14 protein-coding genes and 3 pseudogenes are annotated in these 14,708 nt (G+C 70.1%); 12 read left to right on the top strand and 5 right to left on the bottom strand.

Annotated features, from left to right (window positions below; translation table 11 throughout):
- Positions 1 to 296 precede the first annotated feature (296 nt).
- Positions 297 to 507, bottom strand: a pseudogene (locus AB0O67_RS32005) (hypothetical protein); the annotation flags it as partial.
- Positions 508 to 716: 209 nt separating this feature from the next.
- Between AB0O67_RS32005 and AB0O67_RS32010 the strand changes: the two are divergent.
- The 5 genes from AB0O67_RS32010 to AB0O67_RS32030 all read left to right on the top strand — a co-directional run bounded on the left by AB0O67_RS32010 (position 717) and on the right by AB0O67_RS32030 (position 6,216).
- Positions 717 to 1,286: a 2Fe-2S iron-sulfur cluster-binding protein gene (locus tag AB0O67_RS32010; protein WP_365457765.1), complete on the top strand. Its 570-nt coding sequence runs from the start codon at positions 717 to 719 to the stop codon at positions 1,284 to 1,286.
- Positions 1,283 to 2,269 (top strand): xanthine dehydrogenase family protein subunit M, encoded by a 987-nt coding sequence (locus AB0O67_RS32015; RefSeq protein WP_365457768.1) that lies wholly within the window; start codon positions 1,283 to 1,285, stop codon positions 2,267 to 2,269. Before AB0O67_RS32010 ends, AB0O67_RS32015 begins: the two co-directional genes overlap by 4 nt.
- A 9-nt stretch (positions 2,270 to 2,278) precedes the next feature.
- Positions 2,279 to 4,507 (top strand): xanthine dehydrogenase family protein molybdopterin-binding subunit, encoded by a 2,229-nt coding sequence (locus AB0O67_RS32020; RefSeq protein WP_365457771.1) that lies wholly within the window; start codon positions 2,279 to 2,281, stop codon positions 4,505 to 4,507.
- A gap of 444 nt (positions 4,508 to 4,951) precedes the next feature.
- Positions 4,952 to 5,368 (top strand): hypothetical protein, encoded by a 417-nt coding sequence (locus AB0O67_RS32025; RefSeq protein WP_365457774.1) that lies wholly within the window; start codon positions 4,952 to 4,954, stop codon positions 5,366 to 5,368.
- Positions 5,369 to 5,508: 140 nt separating this feature from the next.
- Entirely contained in the window at positions 5,509 to 6,216 is a 708-nt protein-coding gene (locus tag AB0O67_RS32030) for a response regulator transcription factor (protein ID WP_365457777.1), read from the top strand.
- On the opposite strand, the gene AB0O67_RS32035 is transcribed toward AB0O67_RS32030, so the two are convergent.
- Positions 6,194 to 6,601 (bottom strand): response regulator transcription factor, encoded by a 408-nt coding sequence (locus AB0O67_RS32035; RefSeq protein WP_365457780.1) that lies wholly within the window; start codon positions 6,599 to 6,601, stop codon positions 6,194 to 6,196. The genes AB0O67_RS32030 and AB0O67_RS32035 overlap by 23 nt on opposite strands.
- Before the next feature lie 268 nt (positions 6,602 to 6,869).
- On the opposite strand from AB0O67_RS32035, the gene AB0O67_RS32040 reads away from it, so the two are divergent.
- Positions 6,870 to 7,283: an ATP-binding protein gene (locus AB0O67_RS32040; RefSeq protein ID WP_365457783.1), complete on the top strand. Its 414-nt coding sequence runs from the start codon at positions 6,870 to 6,872 to the stop codon at positions 7,281 to 7,283.
- Positions 7,284 to 7,418: 135 nt separating this feature from the next.
- Positions 7,419 to 9,005, top strand: coding sequence for a DUF4118 domain-containing protein (locus tag AB0O67_RS32045; RefSeq protein WP_365457786.1), 1,587 nt, complete (start codon positions 7,419 to 7,421; stop codon positions 9,003 to 9,005).
- Between the two features lie 84 nt (positions 9,006 to 9,089).
- Here AB0O67_RS32045 and AB0O67_RS32050 read toward each other — a convergent pair whose 3' ends face one another.
- Positions 9,090 to 9,701, bottom strand: coding sequence for a TetR/AcrR family transcriptional regulator (locus AB0O67_RS32050; protein ID WP_365457789.1), 612 nt, complete (start codon positions 9,699 to 9,701; stop codon positions 9,090 to 9,092).
- A 160-nt stretch (positions 9,702 to 9,861) separates the two neighbouring features.
- Between AB0O67_RS32050 and AB0O67_RS32055 the strand changes: the two genes are divergently transcribed.
- Positions 9,862 to 10,632: an SDR family oxidoreductase gene (locus AB0O67_RS32055; protein ID WP_365457792.1), complete on the top strand. Its 771-nt coding sequence runs from the start codon at positions 9,862 to 9,864 to the stop codon at positions 10,630 to 10,632.
- Positions 10,633 to 10,732: 100 nt separating this feature from the next.
- A pseudogene (locus tag AB0O67_RS32060) lies at positions 10,733 to 10,888 on the top strand (SAM-dependent methyltransferase); the annotation flags it as partial.
- A gap of 78 nt (positions 10,889 to 10,966) precedes the next feature.
- Here the strand turns inward: AB0O67_RS32060 and AB0O67_RS32065 are convergent.
- Positions 10,967 to 12,187, bottom strand: a complete 1,221-nt coding sequence (locus tag AB0O67_RS32065) for a saccharopine dehydrogenase C-terminal domain-containing protein (RefSeq protein ID WP_365457795.1) — start codon at positions 12,185 to 12,187, stop codon at positions 10,967 to 10,969.
- Positions 12,188 to 12,314: 127 nt separating this feature from the next.
- Here AB0O67_RS32065 and AB0O67_RS32070 point away from each other — a divergent pair, with 127 nt between their 5' ends.
- Positions 12,315 to 13,034, top strand: a complete 720-nt coding sequence (locus tag AB0O67_RS32070) for a TetR/AcrR family transcriptional regulator (protein WP_365457798.1) — start codon at positions 12,315 to 12,317, stop codon at positions 13,032 to 13,034.
- 366 nt (positions 13,035 to 13,400) lie between these two features.
- Positions 13,401 to 13,589, top strand: a pseudogene (locus AB0O67_RS32075) (coagulation factor 5/8 type domain-containing protein); the annotation flags it as partial.
- Between the two features lie 70 nt (positions 13,590 to 13,659).
- Here AB0O67_RS32075 and AB0O67_RS32080 read toward each other — a convergent pair.
- Positions 13,660 to 14,079, bottom strand: coding sequence for a DUF1348 family protein (locus AB0O67_RS32080; protein WP_365457801.1), 420 nt, complete (start codon positions 14,077 to 14,079; stop codon positions 13,660 to 13,662).
- Positions 14,080 to 14,156: 77 nt separating this feature from the next.
- Between AB0O67_RS32080 and AB0O67_RS32085 the strand changes: the two genes are divergently transcribed.
- On the top strand, positions 14,157 to 14,708 hold a 552-nt coding region (locus AB0O67_RS32085; protein ID WP_365457804.1), incomplete at its 3' end, for a TetR/AcrR family transcriptional regulator.

A 14,708-nucleotide genomic window follows, 5' to 3' on the forward strand; every position in this document is an offset into this window, starting at 1 on the left:
CAACCGCATCAACGTCATCAACCAGCAGCCCGCCGGCAGCTACCAGCCCGGCCAGTTCGGCTGAGCACACCGTCCGTCTCCCCGTCACCCCGACCGCCCCACCCGGTCCGGGCTGCACCGTCGTGGCTGACAGCCGTCCGGCTCGGCCCTCCGTACGCTTTTCGAGGACTGTGACGGCGTCCTCGGTCCGGCCGGCGTCCGAGGTGGCCCAGGCTCTCCTGGGCGCGGCGCCGGTCGGCGTACATCGTGCGCGGGACGCCGCCTCCGGCAAGAACCCGGAGGCCGGGCGGGCCCGTTCAGTGGTGGTGGCCGTGCCGCCCGAGCGTCTCCACGGGAGTCGCTCCGGGACGGATCCACTGCGGCACGGGGCGGCTGGTCGGGCCCCAGGTGGCGTTGCCGTCCGCGTCCGAGCGCCAGGACCAGCACGGGCCGCGTCCCGCGGGCCGGCCCCTCGGGGTTGTCCTCCCAGGCCTCGCCGCGGCCGCAGGGCGTCATGTCGAGCAGGCCGCCCAGGCCGAAACTCATCGCGACGGACGGCGCCCCGCCCGAAACCACCGGCGACCATGGCATCCGCCCCGACGAGCGACCTGGTGGATTTCGCGAGAGCCTGGGATCGGGACCAGGCCCGACGCCGGCGACGGGCCATTGCAAGCGCTGACAAGAGCGGCGACGCACATCCAGCACACACCCGCACCTAACGTGGAAGGCGGGCCGCGATGACCGAAGCGGATACGGGCGCCACGGGGCGGAGCCAGGTCGATCCGAGCCCCCTCTCGGCGGTCAGGCTGAGCGTCAACGACGAGGCGCGGCAACTGGAGGTGGATCCGCGCACCACGTTGCTCGACGCGCTACGCGAACATCTTCACCTGAGCGGGACCAAGAAGGGGTGTGACCACGGGCAGTGCGGTGCCTGCACCGTGCTGATCAACGGCCGGCGCGTCAACTCCTGCCTGACGCTCGCCGTCATGCACGAGGACGACGAGATCGTCACCGTCGAAGGCCTGGGCGATCCCGGCGCCATGCACCCCATGCAGCGCGCCTTCGTCGAGAACGACGGCTTCCAGTGCGGCTACTGCACGCCGGGCCAGATCTGCTCGGCCGTCGGCATGCTCGCCGAGGTGGAGGCGGGCTGGCCCAGCCATGCCACCGCCGACGTGGGCTCGCCGGACGTCGCGTTGACCGACGAGGAGATCCGCGAGCGGATGAGCGGCAACATCTGCCGGTGCGCCGCCTATCCGAACATCGTCGCGGCCATCCGCAGCACGGCGGGAGGTGGGCCGCAATGAGGTCGTTCACCTACGAGCGCGCGACGGACGTGCCGTCCGCGGTCGCCGCGGTGTCCGGCAACGGCGCCAAGTACATCAGCGGCGGCACCAACCTGCTCGACCTGATGAAGCTCGGCATCGAGACACCCAGTCACCTGGTCGACATCAGCCGGCTTCCGCTGCGGGACATCGAGGAACTCCCGGACGGTACTTTGCACATCGGCTCCCAGGCCGTCAACTCCGTGGTGGCCGGCGACCCTCGTGTGCGCGCCCGCTGGCCGATGGTTTCGGAGGCGTTGGTGGCCGGCGCTTCGGGGCAGTTGCGCAACAAGGCGTCCACCGGCGGGAATCTGCTGCAGCGCACCCGCTGCGCGTTCTTCTACGACACCGCCGCGGGCTGCAACAAACGTGACCCCGGATCCGGATGCTCCGCGATCGGCGGGTTCAACCGCATACACGCGATCCTCGGCGCCAGCGACTCCTGCATCGCCACCCATCCGTCGGACATGGCCGTCGCGATGACCGCGCTGGACGCGGAGGTCGAACTGGTCGACGCCGAGCAGACGGTGCGCCGTGTCGCCCTCTCCGACTTCTACCGGCTGCCGGGCGACACACCACACATCGAGAACGAGCTGAGGCCGGGCGAGATGATCACGGCTGTCGTCCTGCCCCCGCCCCCGCCGGGCCGGCAGAAGTACCGCAAGGTGCGCGACCGGGCGTCGTACGAGTTCGCGCTGGTGTCCGTCGCGGCCCTCGTCTCGACCACCGACGAAGGAATGATCAGTGAGGTGCGTGTGGCGTTCGGCGGCGTGGCGCACAAACCGTGGCGCTCCGTCGAGGCGGAGGCCGCGCTGATCGGCCGTCCGGCAGCGATGGCGACGTATCGCGCCGCGGCCGAGGAGGCCATGCGAGACGCGGTCGGGCAGGGACACAACGACTTCAAGATCGACCTGGCCAGGCGCACACTGTGCCGCACGCTGGCGCAGGTGGCCGGGGCGAGCTGAGGAGGCGACATGATCGGGCATGCCGTGCACCGCGTCGACGGCCCGCTGAAGGCCACCGGTCGGGCGACCTACGCCTACGAGCACTGGGAGACCGGTCAACCGCTCTACGGTTTCATCGTCGGCGCGACGATCGGCAAGGGCCGCATCAGCCGGATCGACACCGAGGAAGCCGAGCGCGCACCGGGTGTGCAGTGGGTGATGACGTATCTCAACGCCCCCGAGCAGGGGCCGCGGGACGAGTCGATCCCGTTCGAGTACTGGCGCGCCCAGCCGGAGATGACCGACGCCGACGTCCACTACTTCGGACAGCCGGTGGCGCTCGTCGTCGCGGCGACCTTCGAACAGGCCCGGGCCGCGGCCGATCTCGTCGATGTCACCTACAGCACCGGGCGGGGTCGTTTCGACTTCGGCGAGTTCGAGGACGACGTGTACATCCCCAAGGTGGTGAACGCGGGGCTGCCCACGGACACCGCGGTGGGCGACTTCGACACCGGGTACGCCGCTGCGGAGATCCAGATCGACCAGCAGTACACGACGCCGTACGAGTTCTCGCTGCCGATCGAGCCCAACTCGTGCATGGCGGCTCCTGACGGCGAGGACCTGGTCGTCTACGTCAGCTCCCAGATCGTCGACGCGGCGCAGGCCTCGGTCGCCGCCACGCTGCGGATGGACCCGGCGCGCGTGCACGTCGTCACGCCGTTCGTCGGCGGGGGGTTCGGTTCCAAGCTGGGCATCCATTCCGAGACGATCCTCGCGGCGATGGCCGCCCGCGAACTGGGCCGCGCGGTCAAGATCGCGATGACTCGTCAGCAGGTGTTCCAGCTCGTCGGCATGCGCCCCACATCGAGCCAGCGGGTACGGCTGGGCGCGGAGCGCGACGGACGGCTCACGGCGATCGCCCACGACGTCACCATGCACACCAACCCGGACATCGAGTACGCCGAGCAGACGGCTGCCACCACCCGCAGCCTCTACGCCGCGCCGCACCGGCTGACCAGCCACCGCCTGGCGGCACTTGACCTGCCGCGTGGCACGGACGTCCGGGCGCCGGGCGAGGCGCCGGGCATGCTGGCCGTCGAGTCGGCGATGGACGAGTTGGCCCACACGCTCGGGATGGATCCGGTCGAGCTGCGGATCCGCAACGAGCCGACCGTCGATCCCGAGCGGGACGTGCCGTACAGCGACCGGCATCTGGTCGCGTGCATGCGCGAGGGTGCGCGCCGGTTCGGCTGGGAGAACCGGCCGGACACCCCGGCGAGTCGCCGCGAGGGACGCTGGCTGATCGGGTACGGCATGTCGGCCGCGATCCGGGGACACTTCCAGGGGCCGACGACCGTGCGCGTACGGGTGGGTGCCGACGGCAAGGCGGTCGTCCTCACGGACATGACCGACATCGGGACTGGCACGTACACCATCCTGACCCAGGTGGCCGCCGAAGGGCTCGGACTGCCGCTGGAACGGGTGCGGGTGGAACTCGGGCGCTCCGACTTCCCCACCAGCTGGGGGTCCGGAGGCTCGTGGGGTGCCACCAACTCGTGCTCCGCGGCGGACCGGGCGTGCGCGGCACTGCGCACGAAGCTGGTGGAGGCGGCCTGCGGTGACGAGCGTTCCCCCCTGCACGGCCTGGATGCGGCCGGCGCCGAGTTCCAGGAGGGCAGCGTGCGCATCGGCGGCGCCTCCGACGAGCTGAGCGACATCGTCGCGCGCAGCCATCCAGAAGGGATGGAGGCGGAGGGGCAGATCCGCTTCATGGGCGACGAGCCGAACTACACGGAGTACTCCATCAACACCTACGGTGCGCATTTCGCCGAGGTGGGCGTCGACGCGGACACCGCCGAGATCCGACTGCGGCGCATGCTCGGTGTGTTCTCGGTGGGCCGCGTGTTCAACCCGATAACGACCCGCTCGCAGCTGATCGGCGGCATGATCTGGGGAGTCGGCGCGGCCCTTGAGGAAGAGGCCGTCGTGGACCCGCGATCCGGCGCCTTCGTCAACCGCGACTTCGCCGGCTACCTGGTGCCGGTCCACGCCGACATCCCCGCCGTCGACGCCGTGGTCCTCGACGGGTACGACGACAAGGCCAACCCGCTGGGCGCGAAGGGCGTCGGTGAGGTGGGCATCTGCGGCGCCGGTGCGTCGGTCGTGAACGCGGTGTTCAACGCCACCGGGATCCGCGTACGCGACTTCCCGATCACCATCGAGAAGATACTGCCTGGTCTGCCGCTGCTGGAGGCCTGACACCGGGCCCGAGTGGCCCGCCGTCGACCAAGCCCCCTATTTCCGTGCGGACTTGGGATTCTTGCTGTCCGGATCGCGGTCACCGTCGGATTGATCGGGGCACGACGTTCAGTGGCCGGGCTCGCGCGGGTCGGCGGGAGCCCGGCCATCGGCCTGCCTGACACGCCCGACAGCCGGCGTACCGCGACGGCCGACGCCCACCTCCCGAAGACTGGCGTGGGCGCCCGGCTCGTCTCGTCGGCCTCTCCGAGCAGGGCCGATGTGGCATTCCGCACACTCGATTCCTGCTAGCGGTAGGTGAGAACCACCGCTGGCTGCAAAGACACCACTCCCTGTGGGCGCAAAGCTGGAAGCAGTTCGGTTGCCGCCCGCGGAGGCGGAGAAGTTGCCGCCGCAGGTTCGAGCGACCCGCAGCAGAATATTCCGTTTCTGGAAGGACACATCATGAACGCAAAGGCATCCAAGATCGCGCGCCTGGCTTCCGTTCCTGTCGCCGTGGCAGCCCTGAGCTTCGCGGGGGTCGGCGCCGCCAGTGCCGCCACCGCCCCCTCGGAGGCGCACAGCGGTTCCGTCAGCACGAGCCACTTCAACGCTCGAGGTCTCGACAGTCGTCACTTCCACGACGACGGCGACGGCAACTGGTGGAACAGCGGCTACGACCGAGGCTACGACAACGACCACGGTGGCTACGGCCATGACAACGGCTACGGCGGTCACGGCGGCTACGGCGGTCATGGCGGAGGTCACGGCGGAGGTCACGGCGGCGGAGGCCACGGCGGCGGAGGCCACGGCGGCGGTCACGGCGGCGGAGGCCACGGCGGCGGTCACGGCGGCGGAGGTCACGGCGGCGGAGGCCACTGAGCAGCACAAAGGGCGGGTGAACGTCCCGCTCTCGACTCAGGGCTGGTCGGTCGAACCGACCAGCCCTGAGTCGTGCCTCGATGCGGCATCGCCCGCGCTCGCCGCGTGCTCACCCCCCGCGCCTCGCCGACAATGTGGGTATGACGCCAGGAACCATCAGCACTGGGGACGGGCCCGGCGACGAGGGACCGGCTGTGGCGGATCTGCGCGTCGTCCTCGCCGACGACGACGTTCTGCTGCGCGAAGGGCTGGCCAGCCTGCTGCAGCGGTCCGGCTGCGCGGTGGTGGGTCAGGCCGCCGACGCGGCGCAGTTGCTGGACGTGGTCCGGCAGGTGACGCCGGAACTGGTGGTGGTGGACATCCGGATGCCGCCGGGGCAGAGCACAGAAGGGCTGGAGGCGGCACGCACCATCCGGCAGGAGTACCCGACCATGGGCATTCTCGTCCTGTCGGCGCACGCCGAGGTGGAGCACGCGATGGAGTTGCTGGCCAGTGGCCGCAGCATCGGCTATCTGCTCAAGAGCCGCGTGCGTGACGTGCGGGAGTTCCTCGAGGCACTGCAGCGGATCGCCAGGGGCGGTTCGGTGGTGGACCCGGCGCTGGTGCAGGAACTGGTGTCCGTCCGTCGCAGGGCGGATCCTCTGGACGTGCTCAGTGCGCGGGAGCGCGAGGTGCTGGAGCTCATGGCGGAGGGCCGGTCCAACGCCGGGATCGGCCGGCGGCTCTGGGTCACCGAAGGCACGGTGGAGAAGCACGTGCGGAGCATTCTGGCCAAACTGAACCTGCCGGAGACCGACGACGACCACCGCCGTGTCCGGGCAGTGATCACCTTCCTGGAGGCCCGTTGACCGGGCCGCGCCGGTAGCTCTCGCCCGCGCCGGCGAGCAGGGCACCGATGGCGTCGCCCGACAGTGCCGTCTTGCTGAGGAAGCCCACCGCGGGGCTGGCCTCGATCAAATCGGCGTAGTCGTCCTCGGCGTGGCTGGAGATCAGGATCACCAGGAGGGCCGCCGGATCGGCCTCACCCCGCAGGCGGACGGCCAGGTCGAAGCCGCACTCGGAGCCGAGGTTGATGTCCACCAGCGCCACGTCCGGCCTGAGCTGCTCGGCGAGCCGCAGCGCCTGGGCGCTGTCGGATGCCACGCCCACAACGGCCACTCCCTGGCGCTCGAGCAGGCAGCGAGCCGCACTCAGGAAGTAGTCGTTGTCATCGACGATCAGACAGCGGAGCATGCCTCCAGAATCCCAGGGCGGCACCTCGGTGGCATCCCTGCTAGCGGTATTCGCAGCCGTTTGCGCCGCATTCGGGTCCGCCGCCGGCCAACGCGTCCACCATCCCCCGTGCACTGCCGTCCAGCTGCGGTTCTGCCATTCATTCCCGCTGACCGGTACAGACGTTGGGCGCTGGCTTGGAAGACACACACGGGTACCGGAGCCGAACATGGGAATAACTGGCACGGACGGCACTCCGAGCTCGGCGGCGCCGTCGAGGAAGGAGGTGATGGCAGTGACGCACGACCACAGCGCGAAGAAGTCGGCCCGTCCCTGGGCCCTGGCGCACCTTCCGGAAGCCGCCGGGGAAGCGCGTACGATCGCTCAGGAGCTGTTGAGCGGGTGGGGGGTCGCCGGCGAGGTCGCGGACTCGGTCCTGCTGACCGTCTCGGAACTGGTCGCCAACGCCGTACAGCACGCGCAACCGCCGCTGTGCATGGGGCTGGGTTGTAACCACGACACCGGGCACGTGCACGTGGAGGTTTCCGACGGAGGTCCTGCCTCCGACGACTGGGCAGCCGGTCTCGCCGACGACGAACACGGCCGAGGACTGATGATCATCGATCAGCTCGCCGCGGCCCACGGCGATCGCCGGGAAGCGGGCCGCGCCGTCCACTGGGCGGACATCGCCTACGCACTGTGACGCGACCGGGCCGCCTCGTCGCAGGCCACCCCAAGCGCCCCTCCCGCTGTTCGATCACAGCCCCGGCAAGAATGCCCTTATATGTCATACTTTGGGTAATTACGTCAATTCTTGGTCGGCCAGGGAAGCGATGGGATGGGACGGCGTCGGATCCGCTCGCTGGGTCTGCGGTGGTGGAACCGGCTGTTCGCCAGCGTGACCATGGTGGCCGCGATGACAGGCCTCATCGCACTACTGAGGCCACACACTGCTTCGCTGCACCTTTCGGTGCTCTATCTGCTCGTGGTCCTTCCCGTCGCCGTGGTCTGGGGGACGCGACTGGCGCTGATCACATCGGTGCTGTGCGTCGTTGTCTACGGGTACCTGTTCGTACCACCGTTCCAGGCGTACCCGATCGCGAATTCCGAGGACATCGTCGCCCTGATCGTCTTCGTCCTCACCGCGTTGGTCGTGGGGCAGCTGGCGGCCCGGTTGCGCAGAGCGGTGCGGTCGGCGGAACGCCTGACGCGGGAGCACGTCGCGTTGCGCCAGGTCGCGACACTGGTCGCCCGTTCGGGTCCGCCCTCGGAAGTCTTCGAGGCCGTCACACGCGAGGTGGGTCTGCTCTGCGGCGCCGACGTGGCCCGCATGGAGCGCTACGAGCCGGACGGAACCGTCACCGGCGTCGCCGCCTGGAGCCGGAGCAGGCAATCCGACCTTCTGCGCGTGGGCACCCGATTCGACCTGAGCGGGCTGAGCGTCGCCCGCGATGTGCGGCGCAGCGGTCGGCCGGTGCGGATCGAGAGCTTCGCGGACGCGACGGGGCCGATCGCACAGGAGTCCCGCGCCATGGGCATCCGCTCTTCGGTCGGCTGCCCGGTCACCGTGGGCGGACGTCTGTGGGGGGTGATCGCCGCCTCCACGAGGGACAAGCCCTTCCCCGGGGACACGGAGGCGAAGATCGCCAGCTTCACCGAGCTCGTCGCCACCGCCGTGGAGAACGCCGAGGCCCGTGCCGAGCTGTCGGCCTCACGCGCCCGCATCGTCAACGCCGCTGACGAGGCGCGCCGGCGAATCGAGCGCGACCTCCACGACGGCGTCCAGCAACGGCTGGTGTCGCTGGTGCTGCTCGTCGGTTCGACGCAGGAGATGGTGCCGCCGGGGATGGACGATCTCAGGACGCGGCTCCATGAAGTGGGCGACGGCCTGACGGATGCGTCGGAGGAGCTGCGCGAGATGGCACGGGGCATCCATCCTTCGGTCCTCGCGACGGGCGGTCTCGTCTCCGCGCTCAAGGCACTTGCCCGCCGCTGCCCCATACCGGTCGATCTCGCGGTCCACACCGGGGGAAGCCTGCCCAAGCAGGTCCAGGTGAGCGGCTACTACGTCATCTCGGAGGCGCTGACCAACGTGGTCAAGCATGCGCGCGCCACGGCCGTCACGGTCACCGTCGTGGAGGACGACACGGTGCTGCACCTGGCAGTCCGCGACGACGGTGTCGGGGGTGCCGACTTCGGCGCGGGTACGGGCCTCGTCGGACTCAAGGACCGTGTGGAGGCGCTCGGCGGCCGCATCAGCGTCGACAGTCCGCGCTCGGCGGGCACCACTCTGCGTGTCGAACTGCCACTCACGTACCGGGACCGGGACACCTCGGATCTGTCACGAGGCCCGGCGTTGAGCGCGCCCGGCCCGTCCGGCCGCATCCTGAGGAGCAGCCCGCAAACCCGCTCCTTGCCACCGTGATCGACAGGCCTGAGCCCGGCTCGGGACCGACCGGCGACGCGAGGCGTACGCCTCTTCCACCACCCTGGCCGAACTTGCCGGCCGTCAGGGCCGAACCGGCGCCTGGCTCGCCCTGAGGTGTTCGATGCCGGTGTCGAGTGCCGCCTTGAGGTGGGTCGAGTCGCCCGTGGCCATCATGATGGACACCCCTCCCTGGATACCGGCCAGCAGCGCGGCGGCCGACCGGTCCACGTCGAGGGCGGGCGACACCACGCCGTTCGCCTGCATGGCGCGCATGCCGCGGGCGAGTTTCCGCTGCCACTGGCGCATGAGCTCGGTGACGATCGCCCGGGCGCCGGGGCGGGAACGCCCGACCTGCAGGAACAGTGAGCCCAGGGGGCAGTGGTCGCCCTGTCGTTCATAGCGTTCCACCACCAAGTCCCGCCACTGCTGCCAGGACTCCCAGGAGTCCAGCCGCCCGAGATGGGGCTGCTGCTCCTCCAGGACACGGTCGGCCTCGAACTGGGCGACCGCCAGCAGCAGCTCGTCCTTGCCCTCGGGGAAGTAGTGGAAGAGCTGGCTCTTGCTCGTGCCGGTCCGGCCGCGGATGTCGTCGAGCGTCGTGCAGGCGACGCCCTGCTCGCGCAGGACCTCGGCAGCCCCCTCGATGATGCGGGCCCGGGTGGCCCGTCCCTTCGCAGTCGGCGCGTGCGGCATCTCGCTCCCTCTCGCCTGCCTCGCTGGACCAGCAGGTCCACTCTACGTCCACGCGCCCGGACACCCGCTGGACACCATCCCGCACCTTTGGACTTGCCGGTCCATTTTTGGCGAGGCACCGTGGTCGGCAGGTTTCTGGAGCACGAAGGAGATGGGCGTCATGAGCGAGCGGCTGAGGGACAAGACAGCACTGGTCACGGGATCGACCAGCAACATCGGACTGGCGATCGCCGAAGCGTTCGCCGCAGAAGGGGCCCACGTCGTCGTGTCCGGGCGGAATCAGGAACGAGGGGCTCAGGCAGCCGACAAGATCCGCGCAGCCGGTGGCCGCGCGGACTTCCTGGTGGCGGACCTCGACGGCAGCAAGCAGGCCTCCCAGGACCTCGCCGACCGAGCCCGCGAAATCCTGGGCGGGCGGATCGACATCCTGGTGAACAACGCCGGCATCTATCCGGCACCGGGCACCGTCGCCACCGACGAGAAGACCTTCGACGAGGTCTACGCGGTCAACGTGAAGGCACCGTTCTTCCTCACCGCCGCCGTCGTCCCGGCCATGCAGGAGGCCGGTAGCGGTGTGGTCATCAATCTGGGCTCGTGGATCGCGCGGCTGGGCGTTCCGCTCGGTGCTCTCTACAGCTCCACCAAGGGAGCCGTGGAGACGCTCACACGGGCCTGGGCGGCGGAGTTCGGGCCGACGGGGGTGCGGGTGAACGCCGTCTCGCCCGGCGTGATCCTGCCCCCGGCTCCCGAAGGGAGCGAGCCCCATGCGGGCGAGATCATGATGAAGGGCACGCCGGCCGGCGGCGTCGGCACTCCGGACGCCGTCGCGCAGGCCGTGGTCTGGCTGGCCAGTGAGGAAGCGGCCTTCGTGCACGGAACCGTCGTGGACGTCGACGGAGGCAGGACGGGCGTCGCCGTCATCGCCGCGTAGCGCGCGAATCCTCCGGCGCTTCGTCCGGCGCCTCGCCGCGTAGCACCGGGCCAGGCCCGGGTATCCGCCGGAGCTGCTCGACGAGTTCACCGAGGTGGCCGCGGGTCGGATGGCAGAAGCGGCTGACGCGCTGCGGTCCGGCGGCGCGCTCGCCATGGTGGCCACGCACCATGGGGCGGGTGGCAGCGAAGAGTTCTTCGTCGAGGTCCAGGACTGCTACGAGCGCCTCGACCCGGCCACGCCGCCGGGGTTGCGGCGGAGTACCCGGAGGTGCTGCGGCGGTTGGGGGTTCACCGCCGCGGCGGGCCGATGCGCACTGGCAAAGCGAACGCCCTCACTGCTCCCGCATGCCCCAAGGAGACCCGTACTCGGTGAGCAGGTCCAGGAAGGGGCGGGCCGGGAAGGCTTCCGGGCCCAGGACACCCTTGCCGGTCCACGTGCCCGACGCGAGGAGTTCCAGGGCGACAACCGGGTTGATCGCGGTCTGCCACACCACGGCCTGGCAGCCGTACTCCGCCATGGACCACTCGTTGTCGACGACGTGGTACAGGTACACCTCGCGCCGCTTGCCGTCCTTCAGACCGCGTACCAGGGTGCCCGCGCAGGTCTTGCCCCGCATGCGTTCGCCCAGGGTGGCCGGGTCGGGGAGGCAGGCCGCGACGACGTCCCGAGGCGAGACCGCGACCGCGCCCTCGGGGCCGGGCACCGTGACGGGTTCCGTCCGGTCGAGCCCGAGGAGATGCAGGGTCTTCAATGTGTCGATGAATTCGGTGCCCAGGCCGTACTTGAAGGTGACGCGCCGCGCCTCGATCCACCGTGGTACGAGGAGGACCTCCTCGTGCTCGACGTTCACGCACTCGACCGGGCCGATGCCCTCGGGGAAGTCGAACACCTCGGGTTCACTGAAGGGCTCGGTGGTGAACCAGCCGCGCCCGGCCTCGTAGACCACCGGCGGGTTGAGGCATTCCTCGATCGTGGTCCAGATGCTGAAGGACGGCGCGAAGGCCAGTCCGTCGACGGTGAGATCGGCCCCGTCGCGGATGCCGATCTCCTCGACCCGGTCGAAGAGTTCGTCTGCCGCGTGGCGTGCGAAGACGTCGGACAGGCCCGGCTCGACGCCCATGCCGACCAGCGCCAGGGCCCCCTTCTCCTCCCACTGGTCGGCCTGGGCGAACTGCGCGTCGCCGAGCTTCACGCCGCACTCCTCGTACGGGCGCTCGGGATGCGGCCGGGACAGCGACATCGCCATGTCCAGGTAGGTGACGCCCGCCGCACGCGCCGCCTGGAACAGGGGCATGACGAAGCGCGGGTCGGTGGCGTTGAGCAGGACGTCGCACCCGTGGCGGCGCAGCAGTGCCGTGACCGCCTGTTCGTCCTGGGCATCCACCTGCTCCGCCCGGAAGCGGTGGCCACGTTCCCCGAGGGACGCGACGGCCGCCTCGGCTCGTGGACGGTCGTAGTCGGCCACGATCATGGTGTCGAGGAACGGCCGGCGGGCCGCGATCCGGGTGATCGCAGTGCCCACGCCACCGGCTCCCACGAGAAGTACGCGCATGATCAGTTTCGCCTCTCAGTCGAGCATCCATCGGTTTGAAGGGGGCCCCTGGCCGGAATCAAAGGCGCCCCGCGCACATAAGGTCAATGACGTTGGCATAAGAACACGCCCGCCGAGAGGAGCGGAGATGCCGAAGCCCGTCATCCGCGAGGAACACCGTCGGCGGCGCCGCCCCACCCGGAGCGGCGCCGTGCTCTGCGACGCGCTGTTCGTCGACGCCGCCCTGCGCCTGCTGCGGGAACACGGCAGCGCGGGGCTCACCGCCCGCCGCCTGGGCCTGGTCCTCGACTGCGACCCCAGCGCCCTGTACCGCTACTTCCGGGGAATGGACGACCTGATCCTCGCCATCGGCGACCGGCTCATCGGGCAGGCGTTGGACGGCTGGAAGCCCACCGGAAAGTGGCGGGCGGATCTGCGCGGCGTGGGCCTTCGCATCCACGCCGCGTACACCGCCCATCCCCAGGCGGCCCAGCTGACCGCCAGCCGCGTCTCGGGACGGCCCAACGAACTGGCTGCCGACGAGGCGGTCCTGGACATTCTGCGCACGGCCGGCTTCCCCTCGCCGGACACCGTGCGCATCTACCACGCGTTCATCGACCAGACCCTGGCCTTCGCCGCCCTCGACGCCGCGTCGCTCGCCCTGCCGCAGCGGTCGCTGCGCTCGGACGAGGACATGTGGCGCTCGACGTACGCGACGCTGCCTGCCAGCGCCTATCCCCGCATCGCCGAGGCGGCGCCCCTCCTCGCCTCCCGCATGACGACCAGCGCGTACCCGACCGCGCTGGAGATGCTCCTGGACAGCGTGGCCGCCCGGCGGGCCGGGCTGGGAGGCCAAGAGCCCGGGTGAGGAGGCCGCCGGCGGCCGGCGGCTCGGCGCGCGGGTGCAGAGGGATGCGGACCGTACCGAACTCCTGCTTGCCACCTGGGCGGCACTCGGGCAGTCAGCCGGGAGCCACCGTGAACAGGGCGACGAGGTCCTTCTCCGTCGGCTCGAAGCGCCGCCCGCCCCAGGAGTTGAGCACCTGTGCGGCGCCGTCGGCCGCCGCCTGGGCGTTGTTGGTGAGCAGCGCCCGTAGTCTGCCGCCGAGCTGCCCGGCCTTGATCGTAGGCCAACGCGCAGTAGTGCTTGCCGATCACGGTCTGCCGGTTCGAGGCGTTCGCCCACTGGACGGGGCCGCCGAGGTCGGGTACGTCGATGGCGAGCCCACTTCCCTACACGTCCGACGACACGATCGTGCAGCACCACGGTTTACAGGTGCCGGTCAAGCCGGGCGTCAAGACGCGCCACCTGCCGGTGATCTCGCTCGGCGGCAAGGGCCCCTACCGCCACAAGATCAAAGGCACGGGAGCCGGCACGTCGGGAACGGACACCGTTCCTTCCGAGATCGTCCAGTTCCCCTGACCGCTCCCGACCGGCTCATGGCCTCAAGGCTCCCGAGGGCGCGCGGCGCGCCGTCGCGCTCTTCGATGTCTCAGGCCGGCGATGCGGCAAGACGCTGGTACAGCTCCCAGCTCGCGCGTTCCACCCAGTTGTGCAGGAGCTTGCCGTCCTCTCGCACGGCCCACACGGCGGTGCCGCTGAAGGAGATCGGCCGTCCGTCGGGCTCGGTGCCCAGCACGCCGTTGTTCCGTCCGTGCGCGTGCCAGCGGGAGGCGACCCTGCTGCCGTCCTCGTTCTGGAACGTCTCGATCACCTCCAGCCGGAAGTCGTCGACCTTGTCGAGGAAGGCCGTGATCCAGGCCTTGAAGTTCTCGCGTCCCTCGATGGCCTCCCCGGCGTTGGTGATCACGAAGTCCTCCACGACGAAATCGTCCACCTTCTGCGGATCATGGGCGTTCCACACCTGCTCCCAGAACGCCTCCACGATCTCGATCGAATTGCTGCGCGCCATGTCGTCCTCCAACGGTTCGGCGGGCCATGTGGCCTCGTCGTGAGGCCACCATACATACATGTATGTATGGTGGCCTCATGGACAAGATCTCGGACGCGAAGGACCGCCTGATCGAAGGCACCCGCCAGCTGCTGTGGGACCGCGGTTATCTGGGCACCAGCCCTACCGCGATCCTGCGCCGCTCCGGCGTCGGGCAGGGCAGCATGTACCACCACTTCGGCGGCAAGCCCGACCTCGTGCTGGCCGCCGAGTGCAGAAGCGCCGAGCTGATGCAGGCCCAGATCCGTGAGGTCTTCACCGGACAGGGCACCGGCCTGCAGCGGATCGTCGCCTATCTGCTGCTGGAACGGGACGTGCTGCGCGGATGCAGCGTCGGGCGACTGGCGGGAGATCCGGAGATCATCGCGGACGAGGCGTTGCGCGAACCCGTCCGGGACACCTTCGGCGTCCTCAACCACCACCTGACCGAGGCCATCGCCGAGGCCCAGGCCGCGGGCGAACTGGACGCACGGCTGCGCCCGGAGCAGACCGCGGCCGCGCTGGCGGCCGTCGTCCAGGGCGGATACGCGCTGGCCCGCGCCGAACAGTCCGTCAAGCCCTTCGAGCGCGCCGTTCACGGCGCGCTGGAC

This window comes from Streptomyces sp. NPDC086077 (assembly GCF_040686175.1).
Classification (GTDB): Bacteria; Actinomycetota; Actinomycetes; order Streptomycetales; family Streptomycetaceae; genus Streptomyces.